The organism is Bacillus sp. RE35 (assembly GCF_052146655.1).
Lineage (GTDB): Bacteria > Bacillota > Bacilli > Bacillales > Bacillaceae_G > Bacillus_A > Bacillus_A cereus.
In genome coordinates, this window is the sequence record NZ_CP197377.1 from 3,097,196 (window position 1) to 3,112,358 (window position 15,163).

Genomic DNA, 15,163 nt, shown 5'->3' on the forward strand with positions numbered 1-15,163 from the left:
TTCAATTTCTTCTAAAAATACCTCTCAATCATTTTTCAATTGAAGGGACACCTGCATCTATTAATGTTTGTATAAGCTCAGAGACATTATTAGTTGCTTGTGCTATATTTTTCTCCTTACCAAACTTCAAAATGTTTCTTTTTTTACTTACAGTAAATATCATTTTTTGTTTCGCCCTAGATAATGCTACGAAAAATGCATTTTTATCTGCTTCTTTTTGAGTAGAAAAACTCCAAAATGCAGCATCTTCAACTCCAATAAAAATCACAGTGTGATATTCTAGTCCTTTACTTTTATGGATTGTCATAATTGGTATACTAAATTCACCACAAAACTCTTGTAATAATTCCTTCATTGAAATACGATTTTGATATTTTAGTTTATCTAACATTTTTTGTATTACTTCATTAAAATAACCTGCTTGATTGTATTTCGGATAAGTTGTCTTGATACTATCTTCGCCTAAAAAAACTACAATTTCTTGTAATATTTCTGTGAATTGTGAATTAAAGTTTGTAACATCAATATCTGAATAACGTTTTCTAACCTCATCTAGCATTTTTACCAATTCGTTTTCTATACTCAGGTATTTTATCTTTTCTGGATCAACATCCCTGTATTTTATATCTATGATTTCATCAATGACACTCATCCATAATTCAGGAGATTTTTCTTCATAACTTAACTGTAAAATCCTAATAATAAACAGAACTATTTCTTCAGATAAAAGGTCTTGATAATCTTTTTCTATTCTACTTTTTATATTAATTTTGGAAAGTTCCTTCATTATTTCAGCTGCATAGATATGTTCTTGTTGTTTAACGAGGATACAAAAATCTCTAGGCTTTAAATTTTCTGTTTTCATCCATTCACTTATATAAGATGCTAATAGGATTGCTTCAGTATTATGATTTTTAAAATTCCACACTTCACAAACACCATCATTTTCGTTCCACTCTCCAACTGGGAGAACTTCTATAGGGGTGTCATTAAGAGATTTAGCAAAGATATTTTGTATAGAAACTAAATTAGGCGCAGATCTAAAATTATTAAAAAGTGTGTGCTGCGTTGCATTAAAATCAGATTCAAATATTCCAAATGCATTGTGTAAAGCTCCAGCCCAGCCCATAATACGTTGCTTATTATCTCCGACGGCAGTAATAACAGTATCTGAGTTCAAAAAAATTGTTTTCAGAAGACTATATTGATTATATGTTGTATCTTGAAATTCATCCAAAAAAACATGGCTATATGTCGCTTGTAATGCCTTAACTATTAATGGGTTTTCTTTTAATAAATACTCAACTAAAATTGATATCATTGAAAAAGTAAGTGAACTTGTTAAATCCCCCTTACCATTTAATAAAACCATCCACAGTCTTTCGTTTATCCAAGAATATAAATCACTTTCAAAAACCACTATTGGTAATTCCGTTTCTTTCATGGTTCCCAAAACTTTATTAAGATGATATTCATGTTGCCAATTAGGATGATAAGGATTAGATTTTGTAATATATCCTTTTATTATATCGTTTAGTGATTTTTCGTTTAAAATAATCTCGTAATCTCTTTTGGGTTGATAGCCTTTAGGTAATGCATATATAAATTGATCTAATATTCCCTTAGCAAAGGCATCAAAAGTTTTTGATTCAAATCTATTTTCTACATTTTTACCGTATCTTAATTTGACACGTTCTTGCAGATTTCTTGCAGCATCTGTTTTAAAGCTAATAGCTAATATTTTTTTGGGATTTGGACAAATCCCAGTTTGAATAAGGTAACCTGTTTTATGTGCTAACAATTCTGTTTTTCCAGCACCTGGTCCAGCAGCAATCGCTACATGATTTGAAGCTCTTATAGCAAGTAAGGCTGAATCTTCCAGTTTCACATTATTTGAAGTTTTCCAATCTTGCTCCAACACCTTATCATTCATTTATACCATCTCCTACCAATCCAACTTTTTCTTTCACACGTTGAACAAGCCTTAGGAGTTCTTTAGGAGCGCCTTTTATTATTTCAATATCCTCAATATCTTTTAAAGCCGCTATATGTGTACTTGGTTTTCCTCTACCTACCAAAAATAAAGAATTATACCAAATCATTAATTTTTGTTGTTCATCAGAATATGTTGCTGCAGTAGCTTTTTTATTTTTTAAAGTTGCTTGTATAGAATTTTTTAATTTCTCTTCATATTCCGGTGATTTTATATCTTTCGGAATTTGTGGTCCATTTATCATAGTATTTTTATATTCTTTTTCAAAACTCATTAACATAGAAAAATCAAGATCAAGAGGGTATGAAAAGAAAACATCTTCTTTCTCTAGTTTGTTTATCCAAGTATTATGTGATCCTATATTCTCACTCTCCCTTTTATGAAAATCCTCTATCTCTTTCATACTATAAATTTGTCTTGTTCCTTCTGTTCCTTCTGTTCCTTTTTTAATTAATTTAACTGTACGAAGTTCTTCTGAACATCTATTATTTTCATCAAGCTGTTTTAATACGTATTTAATTCTTCCCCAATCACCTCCGCCTCTTTCTCTATCTAAATCTAATAGTGTAATGTGTGGTATTGATAAATCATTTAAAAGCTTCCACATATGATTTACATATCTGCCACCTAAAGGGACTATTGAAATATTGAAATCATCTAAATATATATTGTCTGCAAGTAATAATTTGGGTAATACTATTTCCTCACTATCACCTTCACCTAAAATCACTAACTTCGAAAAATACAAATCCGGATATGCTTTTACAGCTTCTTTAATATAAGTATGTGCATCATCACTCTTTTCGGGAAGGCTAATATTATTTACAATTGATTCTGAGTTCTTTATTTGTAAATGCCTAATACATTCTGGTTCTATTTTTCCAACTATAGATGAATTATGTGATGATAAAATAACTTGTGCATTATCTTTATCAGATATTTCTTTTAGATTCCTAACAATTCTTCCTAGTAAATGCTGTGAAATATGGTTTTCGGGTTCTTCAATCGCAAAGATATTTAGTAAAGGTTTATCATCTTTTTCTTGTTTATTTTCTATTTCAAGTAAAGTAGATACTAGAGTTATATAAAATAATGATTTTAAACCATCACCTAAACTATCAACCTTAACAGAATTCCCGTCGATAGTAGGGTTAAACAGTATTTCCACATTTTTCAAAAATTCATCTAAACTATTTCCATTAAATTTGAATTGGCTGTTAGAGTATCTTCCATCATTATGATATTTACTCCATTGAGTATTTAAAATCCCCTGAATACCTTTTATACTTGGAATTTCTTTAAATAATGTTTCAATAGGAGACGTTAACGATTTTATATCTTCATTTAAATTCTCTGGCCAGTCAATACCATCAAATATGCGCCATAATAAAGTTCCAGAAGCATTTTTTAATTGCTTGGCTGGATCTCTCATTGCAGGTATATACATCATTTGAATTAATTTTTGATGATGTATTGGCACTTTAGTTAAATCTTCTTCTTTTTCTTCATGACCATAAGGAATTTTTACATAAACAAGCTCTTGTTCGATATTACCCTCAGGGGTTGAACCTTGTACCCACTTACCTTTTAACCTAATTCGCAAATAAGGCTCCTCACCTGTCTTTTCAATAATTAAATGCTTAATGTATTCTGGAATAGTTTTTACATCAACAGGTGACTGTAAATTTAATTCTGGAAATATTATCTTCGCTTCTATCATAAGATCAATTTCCTTAATTTTAGATACGTCAGCGCCCTCCGGAATATGAAAATCTGTTTTTATTAAAGTTCTATCTGTGTTTTTTTGTCCAAATAATCTTAATAAGGCCATGATTAGACTTGTTTTACCAGAACTATTGGCACCAATAAGTGCTGTTAAATTTTCAGTTTCTAGCATTTGTGATTCATATCCAAACGATCTAAAATTACTTATATGGAGTTTAGAAATTAACATAATAATACCTCGTATCTTTTTTTGATTATGCGAATATACGTCTTTTACATTAATGAATCTTGTATATAACAATTAAAAAAGAGCTTATAAAGTGTCCACTTATAAGTCGTTAAAGAAGTCACGTAACCCTAATTTCTTATTACCTAATACATTTATAATAAAATATTTGTGACATATCTTAATGAAATATCCATTAGAACTTATTGTTTATTCTAATTGAAGACGTAGTACATCTCAAATCGAATAAACACAGCTACACTATGAATCTACAATCTCTGAAGAATAATTCATCAATATCCTATAACAGTAGTATTAACCTCATTGATAATTTCATTAGATATCGCATTTATCTCTAATAAATAAACTTTATTTAATCGAGGATTAAATATCCCTAGTTTTTCAATTTGTTTGAATTCCGAATGAATAGAATGTACACCCATTAAATAATATATAAGCAACTGTAAAGTGTGTTTATTAGTCGGACCTTTCTTTGAAACTTTAAAATCCCATAAAGTCGTTTCAGTTAAAAAATCACCATCTCCACTTGATATAAGTTGGGTATATCCCCCTTCAAAAGTGAAACCATCTTTTACAATCGGTCCAAAATTATCATTAAAACTTCTACTACGCTCTACCATGTTTCTAATATTAGAAATAGTAGAAACATCTGGCTGAATATTATGGACTGGCTTATAAGTTGCAATACCAGCTCTAAAAGCTGTATCAAATCCTACTAATTTACACGCATTTTCTATCGAACTATCATCAAGACCATTAATTCCACTTAATAATTCTTCTGCATAATCGTCCTCATTAACCCTCGATGCACCTAGAAAAGAAATTCTAAAAGCTTTTTTTAAGGAAGTTCCCATAATAAAACGAGTAAGATAATCAACGACTAGCCCAATTAAAGTACTATGTATATTCTCTTCTTCATACAACATAATATCATCATTTAATTTTATAACATTGAAATCTTTAGGTTTAATGTATCCACCTCTGGGTTGTTTAATTTTAGAAATCCTTTGAGTAACTGATACCATAAAAACACCTCTTTTTATATGTTATTTTTGTTTCTTTAATAGTTTTGGTGAAAAACTGGAAAATAATCATTTTCATTTTACCAGTTTTTCTAATTAATAGGAATAAAAGTGGATTCTTACTTTTATTATAAAACTAATTCAGTTTTTCAAATATTCAATGATTAACACATGTTATATTTTCACGTTATTCCTCTTTTATCATTTTTTATATTTAATCCAATATATTTGTTATAAAACCTTTCCTCCTTATAAAATATCGTTCCCATCATTCAATTCTTTTTCCTTTCTCCACAAAAAAAGACACAGAGATCCCTCCCCATGCCTACTAATTCCTATTTCTTCACCGCATGTACATAATGCACCGTCTCAAAAGCTTTCAAATAATCATTTCGTCCTTCAAAATATAATGTATTTATGTCCTCTGGTGATAAATGCTCATAAATGAGTAAGCCCGCCTTCTCTAACAGTGCTTCCATTTCAGCATAAGAATAACATGATTTCATCGGTTCTCCGCCTACCGCAGCCATTTTCACCATATTTTCAACTCGATTGGACAGTCCTTTTTTCGTAAATAAGTTTTCATCGGGATAATCGAAAACGATAGAACTCCCTACTGGAACTATCTCAAACAAGCACTCTATTAAACTAGCAAGTTCCTCTTTCGTTAAATAGTACGTAACACCTAAAAGGCTAAAGAAAGTCTTTTTATTTTCAAATCCTTCATTCCGTAACTGTTCATAGGAAAATCCTTTCGTGAAATCCATTGAAACAAAATGAAGATTGTTTGGAATTTCAAGTTCTGCTTCTTTTATTCTTTCCTTCTTAAACTGCTGCGTAGAAGGATGATCCACTTCAAATACTTCTATTTTATTTTCTAATTCTCGGTGTCTAAAACTGAATGTATCTAATCCCGCACCGAGTATAACGTATTGTTTCGCTCCCAGCGTAATCTCGTGTAGTAATACTCTTTCACAATATGCCGCACGTGCTAAAGGTGTTGGTGATAATTGCACTTGTGTAATCCATTTTAATATTTCTTGTGGATTATCTTGAAACTGCTGTGCAATGTCTGTATTGAAGAAATGTATCCCTTGAACCATGTTCGTTTCAATATTGTTACGTTCTTTTTGTGAAATGAAATCTTTAGCTACATAATCATCAAAGATTTTAGGATTATCAAATTCACTATGATACGCCCTTCCGAAAGCTGATACTAACGACGTTACACTTGCTTCACCTTGTTTCACGCACATACACTCTCCTTCATTTTCACAACAAAAATAGGGTTCCCCTGGCCAGGAGAACCCTATTATACACCTTATTTTTATATTGGTAAATTATAGCACAAATAAGTTTTTTTGTCAAGTTTCCAACCTACTAACGCTCCAACAATTTGTGTAATCTCTAGCAGGAAGATTTCGATCTACACCGAATATTCCAGTTCATAACAATACAAATGGAGGCCAATATGAAACGATTCGTCATTATTACTGTAGGAAAAACACACAGCGGTAAAACTACATTTGCAAAAGCTTTAGAAAAAGAGTTATCCCACTCTTTCGTTATGGATCAAGATAACCAAGCTGAATTTATTAACACGCATTACGAAAAATTACAGCCGGCTGAAGGTGCTAATACATTTAAGCACGGTCTTTCAAAATTCATTGTTGATTATGCGAAAGAACATACAAATTTACACCTTATTATTTGTAATTCCAATAGCAGTAAAAACGGAAGATTCTATTTACTAAACGAATTATTTCCACAGAATGAATATGTACGCATATTAGTTCATTTTGACATTCCAGATGATGTACTTTACGAAAGAGTGGCTCGAAGCACGCGAAGTACGAATATTTTTAGAGGTGGATATTCTAGTTTCAAAGAAGTACTTGATCGACAACAAACTGAATCACTTCACGATGATGTGGTAGATCCTTTAGAAAACGAGGCTGATTATTTGTTTGTTATTCGCAATAATAAAGATGTAAGCTTTACTATAGAAGAAATTGTTCATCTAGCTAAAGGTTTATCCCCTACCCCAAATAAGAGATTATAAAAATTACATAATCATAGATTATTATGCAAATCCTTCCTCTAAGCGCCTAACATAGTATATAATAATAAGATAATCTACTTCTATATGCTCAATTTTACACAAAACAGCTCATGCATATGAAAGAAAAGAGGTACAAAAATATGAAAACAAAACAAACAATTGCTGCGTCTACACTAGCTTTAGCAATGATTGCTGGCGCGAACTCTGCTCATGCGGAAGTAAATGATGCTCCTCCTCAGCAAAGTACGGGAGATCGATTAGCTGAAATTAAGCAACATAAACAAGAGTTAGATGCTAAATTGCAGCAACACAAAGAAAACGTGGATCAAACATTGAATGAACTTAACAAGGTTAAGGAAAATGTTGATACGAAGGTGAATGAACTACATGAACGTAAACAAGTTGCTGATGAAAAAATTAACGAGATTAAACAACATAAACAAGAGTTAGATGCAAAACTTCAGCAAGACAAACAAATCGCCGAAGATAAAATCGCTGAAATTAAAGAGCATAAAAAACAAGTAGAAGATAAAGTCGCTGAAGTAAAAGAGCATAAGCAAAATATCGATAACAAAGTGAATGAGATTAAAGAACATAAACAAACTGTCGATGAAAAAGTGAATGAAATGAAGCAACATAAAGAGAACATTGATCAAAAGGTTAATGAACTTAAGGAAGTTAAAAAACAAGTAGATGAAAAATTAGCTGAGTTAAAGAAAGCGAAACAAACTGCTGAAGACAAACTCGCTGAACTAAAAGAAAACAAGCCGAATACTGGTAACACGTTAGAGGAACTTAAGAAAATTAAAGGCAATTTAGACAGTCTTTCCGCTAACTTAGAACTAGCTAAACAAGATGTAAAAAACAAACTAGCTGAATTACAAAAGGCTAGAGAAGATTTACTAAATAAAATTAACGAAATTAAACAATCGAAACAAACTGTTTCAGACGATTTAACAAAGAAAAAACAAGACTTAGATATTAAAATCAACGACTTTAAGCATACTGAGAAAAAAATTGACGACAAATTAGCTGAGTTACATACAACGAAGCAAAATGTTGATAACAAGATTAATGAAGTGTCACAGTCTAAACAAACGCAAGCAGATAATGGTACTAAAAACAATAACACTAAAGAACTTCCTAACGCTGGTAGCGAGCAATCAAACAATATGGCTCTAGGAATGCTATCTGTATTAGGCGGGATTTTATTAATAACACGCAATAAAATTAAAACGTTATTCTCAAAATAAAGCCATTATACTTATTAAAAACAATGATACAAAGGCCAACCGCATGTACGGTTGGCCTTTTTTCTTTATATTAACTGTCCATCTCGAAGCGTCAATATACGATCACATACATCAAGCATTCTTTCATCATGTGTAATCATAATTGCTGCTTTTTGGCTCTCTTTCACTTCACGTTTCATCATTTCTACAACTTCACGTGCGCGTTTTGAGTCTAAGCTTGCCGTTGGCTCATCCGCTAATATTAAATCTGGGTTGTTCATGAACGCACGAGCGATTGCTACCCTTTGTTTTTCCCCGCCAGATAGTTGATTTGGATAATGATTCTTTCTTTCTCCTAATCCAAATGCCGCTAATAAATGATCTGCACGCTTTTCGGATTCTTGTTTATTTTCTTTTTTTAGCTTTGCAATATAAAGCAATTGTTCTTTCACATTTAAATATGGAACAAGGTTTGCAAACTGGAAAATGAAGCCGATTTTTTTCAAACGAATATCTGTCATTTCCTTTTCTGATAACTGTGTAATATTTTGCTCACGAATGTAAATATCCCCTTTTGACGGTGATAATAATGCACCCGCGATTGATAATAACGTACTTTTCCCTGATCCAGAAGGACCGACGATTCCGATAAACTCTCCAGCTTTCACATCAAGCGACATCGGATGAAGGGCTGTTACTTCCGTATTCCCTTCTCCGTACACTTTACTTACTTTGTCTAATTTCAATAATGAAGTCATTACATCCCGCCTCCAATTGCTTCTAATGCATCAACTTTTAATACTTGGTATAACGAAATAAGTGTTCCTAAAATACTAATTACGATAAAGATTGCTGCGTATTGTGCAATCATCGGTGTTGTTAATAAGAACGGCATACCCGCTGGTAAAATTTGTTCTAATCCTTGTACAAGAACGATACTAATTACCATCGCAACGACTGATAAGAATAACGCCTGTACGACTAAACTATTTGCTAAATACGAGTTCTTCGTACCAATTGCTTTTAACACACCTAATTGCTGTGTTTTTTGTAGTGTAATAACATAGAAGAATACACCGATTAATAACGCAGCGATCACAAGTAAGAACGCAATGATCATCGTTAATGTTCCTTGCTCTTCTTTAAATCCTGGAATACTTTGCAGTACTTCTTTTTTATCGATAACGTGAGCATTTTTAATTTCTTTATCTGTGTTAAGTGCAATTGCACTATAATCTTTTTGGTTTGGTTGTGAAATAGATCCCCATACGTCTTCATTTACATAAACGACTGGTGTATGGCTAAACATTTGATCTTTCGTAAATCCGACGATTGTAAATTCTTTCTTTGAAACAGGATCGATAATTGTATCTCCAATATCGATTCCCTTCTCTTTAATCGATTCATCAGCAACCATCTCGTTGTTTGCTGTACCTAATTTCTCCCCTTTTACAATGTTCGGTTCTAAAAATGAATCTCGTTCGCTTGAGAACATAGCGATATCAACCTTTTTCGAGCTATCTTTCTTTTCATATGTTGAAACTTTCACACGAAACGGAACTGCCTCTTTCTCGCCTACTTGACTTACTACGTTATCTACATCGTCTTTCTTAATTTGTGAACGAAGTAATTTATTTTCCGCATCATCTGCTAAAACGAACTTATTTGCCTCCATATTTTGAATCGATGAAGCATTATCATATGATAATCCATTTGCTAATCCTGAAATAACAAGGACTAAAAATGATAATAACACCATAATCAATCCGATTAATCCGTATCTTAATTTTGATTGTTTTAATTCACGCAGAGCTAAAAACATTTCGCTCGCTCCTTCCTCTTTCTTTCTATGCACTTATCATAAAAAAGAAATATGAACGGAATATGAACAGAAGATTACAGAGATTAAGATTTAATTTTCAGAAAGTATTGAAAACATTCGAAATCCTTGATACAATTCAGTCAAATAATCTTGACCGAGTAATTTAATCTAATTTAAGGAGTTGATCATTTTGAAGCCCGTATTAACACTAACTACTTATAGCCAACTAAAAGCATTAAGCGATCCACTACGTGCCGAAATGATGATACGTCTATGCGAACGTCCTTATACTGGACAATTACTATCTGAGAAATTCGGCATTTCAAGGGCGAAAATTCATTATCATTTAAAAGAATTAGAAAAGAATGGTCTTATAGAGATCGTTTATACAGAAGAAAAGAATGGGATTATTCAAAAGTTTTATCAATCTGTCGCGAAAGGCTTCACCCCTGCTGCAGATCTATTACCTCATTTAGAAATATTAAGTAAATCAGGTCGCCAAATCTTTTTACAAATGATAGAAAGAACGAAAAGCCAAATTCTCGCTGCACCAGAAGAAGCTTTTACATTACGAAAAGAAAGCGAAGATCCTGCTGATTGGAATTACGTTTCATCTTGCTGGGAGTTTGATGCTACGCCAGAACAATTTCAAGTGTGGGTGAAAAAGTTTCATCAATTGATGGCTGAATTAAACGAAATTTCAAAAGGTGCAGATAAAGATCCGAATAGTAAACCTTATTATATTTCTACTACTGCACTTCAAATCGCTGAGAGAACAATGCAGCAATTTATTAAAGAAGAAGAAAAATCGTAATACGATTTTTTTTACTGAGACGGTCAAATTTATTTTACCGAATAAATTTATTATAAAGGAGTAGATAAAGTGGACATATTAAAAAAACGGAATTTCCTCTTATTATTTTTAGGGAGAATTTTTACAAACATAGGAGATAGTTTGTATTATGTAGCCGCGATGTGGCTCGTATACAAATTAAGTGGTAATCCTTTTTATTCTGGATTAGCTGGTTTTCTTACATTATTACCTTCTGCACTTCAATTTCTTACTGGTCCATTCGTTGATAGATGGTCCATTAAACACACCCTCGTCATCACACAAGTTTTGCAATGCATTCTTATTTTAATCATTCCTATTACACACTACTTCGACCTATTAACAGTCCACCTACTACTCATCATCATGCCAATCGTAGCCTTTATTGAACAATTCGCCTATCCCGCACAATCAAAAGCTTTACCACTTCTACTGCATAAAACACAATTATTAAAAGGAAATTCACTCTTCTCATTTGCATATCAAGGCATTGATTTAATTTGTACAACTCTTTCTGGAATATTAGTAGCACTATTTGGCGCCATTACTTTATATGTAATCGACTCCTTTACATTCGCGATTACTGCCCTTTTGTTCTTTTCATTAAAAATGCCAAAACAAACTGAAGCAGACACAACACTTTCAACTAAACAATATTTTACTGATTTAAAAGAAGGGTTTTCAATCGTATTTCGTTCCTTAATGGGCGTCTTCTTAATTGGTTCCGTTGTCGCTAATTTTTCAATCGGTATGACGATGGCCATACTCCCTTCTTTCGCTGATTCTTTAGGCGGTGTAAAATTATATGGTTTCTTTTTAGCCGCTATATCCGCCGGTTGTTTAATTGGAGCACTATTCAGTTCATGGGTTGGTAAACATAATGTTGGCCGTGTCTCCATTATTAGCTTTGCAACTGGCGCTTTCTTTTGGTTTCTCTCTACAGTTGTACCGTTTCAATGGTTATCCATTTTTTTATTCGGCTTAGCTTGGATACCAATTGGTGCGACCAACATATTATTTGCGACAATTGGTCAAATTGTAATTCCAAATCAATATCTTGGGCGTATCAATTCAGTCACACGAAGCATGGGCACAATTGCTATGCCACTCGGCTCTTTAATTGGCGGATACACTGCGAATGTATATAGTAGCCAACTCATTTTCGCGCTTGCTAGCATTGGGATTTTATTCATTTCCCTCGTATGGCTACTTCATCCGAAATTACGGGCTTTTCCAAAAGCTGATGAAATTACAGCGGATACTTTTGAGCTTCGGTTTAAGGAAGAACGCGGGAAAGGTGCGGCTTTATAGCAACCAAACATAACCCCGTTCTAAATTGGGGACGGGGTTAAAAATATAGTTATTTCATTTTGGATGTAAAATACTTCACTAACAATATAACAATAAAGTCGTTTGAATATCTAAAATTTATTCAACAATAGCACCAACTAAAAGGTTCCGTTAACGCTTTGATGGCCATGCCCCCTGCATTTTCCTTAATTGAATAATTTGGCCTGTATGATAAGCATCATGAAGCATGATGTCCAGTAATTTACCTTCAAGTGAATTTTGTTCAAGCTCTCTTTCAGAAATTGCACTTAATACCTGTCTTAAATTACGCTGAGCATTTTCAGAGCGTTCAACGACTTCCTTCCATTCCGTATCATTATTAGATTGCTTAGTAAGATAAAAGGTGTCATTACCGTCAAGATTATGTGTCCATTCACGTCCTTCCAAGTTTGCAGCAAGTCTTTCTTTGTAATAAGTGAGATGATTAACATTCTCCCAAATGGTATTCGTTGTCTCTCCAGCTGGTTTCCACATAGCCTGTTCAGCTGTAAGTCCTTCTATAGCATGTTTAAACGGTGCATACCAACTCTCTTTATCGAATGTTGAATCTAGTTTATTTAATAACAAGTCAATTCGTTTCAAAGTAATTTCCTCCCTACACAGTTCAAGTTTTAATACACTTCCTCTAACTCTGTAGAGATTCTACATTTTTAAATAAACTTCCTCCTAATCCCACTCCATAAACTCATCCGATTATGCAATTAAAATGACTCATATTTTTTCATTTTACACGTATACTAGCGACAAAAAAAGAAGAGGCTGTTCCCAAACAGCCTCTTTCATCTATTTAGGAAGTTCAACCCGAACAGTCGTCCCTTCCCCTTTCGTGCTATATACCGAAACGGTCCCTTTATGCAGTTCAACAATCTTCTGCACGATTGATAACCCTAAACCGCTACCTTCTACGTTTCTTGCTCTCGCTGTATCCACCTTATAAAAACGATCAAAAATACGATCCATTTCTTCTTTTTCCATACCGATTCCGTTGTCTGATATAGAAATTATAACGCTAGACTCTAACTCTTCTACGAAAAACTCAATCGTTCCACCATCGTTTGAAAACTTAATGCTATTCGTGAAAATGTTACTCCATACTTGATGAAGTAAGTTTTCATCACCTTGAATTGTAATGTCCGGCACATCAAATTCAACGGCGATATCTTTTTCCCGCCATTTCCATTCAAGCATAAAAATGACGTCTTTAATTTGTTTTTGTAAGGAAAAGTCTTTTATTTGTAAAACCTTTTCCTCCTTATCTAATGAAGCGAGCGTAAGCAACTGTTTACATAAACTAGACATTCGCTTACTTTCACCTTCAATAATTTGTAAGTAATGATTTCTTTCTTCCTCACTCATCTTTTCTGTTTGCAACGTTTTTGAAAAACCTTGTATGGAAGAAAGTGGTGATTGAAATTCATGTGAAACGTTCGAAACGAATTCTTGTCTCATTTCATCTAGTTCTTTAATACTTTTCGTCATCTTTTGGAAGCTTGTAGATAACGTTCCTATTTCATCTTTTCGTTTTACGTCTAATTCAATTTTATATTCCCCACTCGCAATTTTTTGCGTAGCCTTCGTAAATTTACGGATTGGGCGAACGATATAACCTGCTGCAATCGCTATAAAGATAATGCTTAATAGTACGATAAACCCAAGTAATACCGCTAAGAAAATTCGCATTTCGCCAAATTGGTTCTGAATGTCGGGGCGAATAAATAACGCGTACTGTTTATCACCGTGCTTTACCGGTACACCAACACTATTTATTAATTCATTATCGAAAAATCCTGTAATAAAAAGACGCGTTGGATACGTAGAAACACCATTAAACGTTTCTCCTTGCAATACTTTATGAACAGTAGCATCGCTAATAGACGTCTTACGAAACGCATTACCGATACGCTTTCCATTCTTTTGATCATCGACAATATAAATTTCATACCCTAACTTTGCAATAGAATGCAAATACGTCTCTTGATTTTCTTCACTTTGCTTTTCATATAACGATTTAACTTCTTCCGCATACTTTAAAATCTTTTCACTATTATACGGTTTTAACTTCACTTGATAATATACGTTCGTTAATAAAAAGCCGATAATACTACTAAGTAGCATAATGCCGACCGTCATAAATACAAATCTAGAATATAGTGATTTCATTTTATTTCAGCTCCAACTTATACCCGAGGCCGCGCACCGTTGTAATTTGAAAATCATCCGTTCGTTTTGAGAAACGATCTCGGAGCCTTTTCACATGAACATCAACTGTTCGTTCATCTCCTTCAAAATCCATTCCCCATACTAATTCAATTAATTCTTCTCTTGAAAATGTTCTCCCAGGATAACTAGCTAGTTGTGATAATAATTCAAATTCCTTTAAAGGAAGTAAAATCGTCTGGCCGTTACACTTTACTTCAACACCTTTACGATCAATTGTCGTTCCATGGAGTGTAATTATGTCAGCGCTCAGCATTTGATAACGGCGTAATAAAGCTTTCATACGGAAAATCACTTCAGCTGGTTCAAATGGTTTTACGATATAATCATCTGTACCAGAAATGAATCCTTTTTCTTTATCCACTAACTGGTCTTTCGCAGTTAATAAAATAACAGGAATATCATGATACTTCCGAATTTCTTCACATAACGTATAACCATCAACAAACGGCATCATAATGTCTACAATCGCAAGATGAATGTTTTCCTTCTCTAATACGTCTTGCGCTACCTTTCCATCTTCCGCCTCAAAAACTTTAAACCCCTCTTTTTGTAAATGATAATGCAATAACTCTCTTATATGTTTATCGTCATCAGCTAATAAAATATGTATCATCTTCATTAAACCCTCTCTCGTTCATCCTTCTACATCACTACATTA

At 33.1% G+C, this 15,163-nt stretch carries 13 protein-coding genes; 4 read left to right on the forward strand and 9 right to left on the reverse strand.

Annotated elements, in window-relative coordinates; all coding sequences use genetic code 11:
* Positions 1-28 precede the first annotated feature (28 nt).
* From ACTL4X_RS15905 to ACTL4X_RS15920, 4 genes are all read right to left on the reverse strand, one after another.
* Complete coding sequence (locus ACTL4X_RS15905) at positions 29-1,933, reverse strand: UvrD-helicase domain-containing protein (protein WP_151639875.1); 1,905 nt, start codon at positions 1,931-1,933, stop codon at positions 29-31.
* Positions 1,926-3,947 carry an ATP-dependent nuclease gene (locus ACTL4X_RS15910; protein ID WP_441394922.1) on the reverse strand — a complete coding sequence of 674 codons (2,022 nt, stop codon included), beginning with the start codon at positions 3,945-3,947 and terminating at the stop codon, positions 1,926-1,928. Before ACTL4X_RS15910 ends, ACTL4X_RS15905 begins: the two co-directional genes overlap by 8 nt.
* A gap of 290 nt (positions 3,948-4,237) precedes the next feature.
* Complete coding sequence (locus tag ACTL4X_RS15915; RefSeq protein ID WP_137396891.1) at positions 4,238-4,990, reverse strand: hypothetical protein; 753 nt, start codon at positions 4,988-4,990, stop codon at positions 4,238-4,240.
* A gap of 332 nt (positions 4,991-5,322) precedes the next feature.
* Positions 5,323-6,243 (reverse strand): class I SAM-dependent methyltransferase, encoded by a 921-nt coding sequence (locus tag ACTL4X_RS15920; protein WP_134208291.1) that lies wholly within the window; start codon positions 6,241-6,243, stop codon positions 5,323-5,325.
* A gap of 203 nt (positions 6,244-6,446) precedes the next feature.
* On the opposite strand from ACTL4X_RS15920, the gene ACTL4X_RS15925 reads away from it, so the two are divergent.
* Both ACTL4X_RS15925 and ACTL4X_RS15930 read left to right on the forward strand, forming a co-directional pair.
* On the forward strand, positions 6,447-7,049 hold the full coding sequence (locus ACTL4X_RS15925; protein ID WP_134208293.1) for an AAA family ATPase: 603 nt from the start codon (positions 6,447-6,449) through the stop codon (positions 7,047-7,049).
* Positions 7,050-7,189: 140 nt separating this feature from the next.
* The gene (locus ACTL4X_RS15930; RefSeq protein ID WP_086400861.1) at positions 7,190-8,302 is read left to right on the forward strand and encodes an LPXTG cell wall anchor domain-containing protein; all 1,113 of its coding nucleotides are present in this window, start codon (positions 7,190-7,192) and stop codon (positions 8,300-8,302) included.
* Positions 8,303-8,367: 65 nt separating this feature from the next.
* Here ACTL4X_RS15930 and ACTL4X_RS15935 read toward each other — a convergent pair whose 3' ends face one another.
* Positions 8,368-9,039 carry an ABC transporter ATP-binding protein gene (locus ACTL4X_RS15935; protein WP_053564001.1) on the reverse strand — a complete coding sequence of 224 codons (672 nt, stop codon included), beginning with the start codon at positions 9,037-9,039 and terminating at the stop codon, positions 8,368-8,370.
* Entirely contained in the window at positions 9,039-10,103 is a 1,065-nt protein-coding gene (locus tag ACTL4X_RS15940) for an ABC transporter permease (RefSeq protein ID WP_078404797.1), read from the reverse strand. The genes ACTL4X_RS15935 and ACTL4X_RS15940 overlap by 1 nt, the downstream gene beginning before the upstream one ends.
* Positions 10,104-10,293: 190 nt before the next feature.
* Between ACTL4X_RS15940 and ACTL4X_RS15945 the strand changes: the two genes are divergently transcribed.
* Together ACTL4X_RS15945 and ACTL4X_RS15950 are read left to right on the forward strand one after the other, a co-directional pair.
* Positions 10,294-10,917, forward strand: a complete 624-nt coding sequence (locus ACTL4X_RS15945) for an ArsR/SmtB family transcription factor (RefSeq protein WP_086395823.1) — start codon at positions 10,294-10,296, stop codon at positions 10,915-10,917.
* 69 nt (positions 10,918-10,986) lie between these two features.
* The gene (locus ACTL4X_RS15950; protein WP_086395822.1) at positions 10,987-12,246 is read left to right on the forward strand and encodes an MFS transporter; all 1,260 of its coding nucleotides are present in this window, start codon (positions 10,987-10,989) and stop codon (positions 12,244-12,246) included.
* Between the two features lie 150 nt (positions 12,247-12,396).
* Here ACTL4X_RS15950 and ACTL4X_RS15955 read toward each other — a convergent pair whose 3' ends face one another.
* The 3 genes from ACTL4X_RS15955 to ACTL4X_RS15965 form a co-directional block, all read right to left on the reverse strand.
* Positions 12,397-12,867, reverse strand: a complete 471-nt coding sequence (locus ACTL4X_RS15955) for a DinB family protein (RefSeq protein WP_000820996.1) — start codon at positions 12,865-12,867, stop codon at positions 12,397-12,399.
* A gap of 201 nt (positions 12,868-13,068) precedes the next feature.
* Positions 13,069-14,445, reverse strand: coding sequence for a sensor histidine kinase (locus ACTL4X_RS15960; RefSeq protein ID WP_000839519.1), 1,377 nt, complete (start codon positions 14,443-14,445; stop codon positions 13,069-13,071).
* A 1-nt stretch (position 14,446) separates the two neighbouring features.
* A complete protein-coding gene (locus ACTL4X_RS15965; protein ID WP_000781961.1) occupies positions 14,447-15,124 on the reverse strand; it encodes a response regulator transcription factor in 678 nt (225 codons plus the stop codon).
* Between the last annotated feature and the right edge of the window lie 39 nt (positions 15,125-15,163).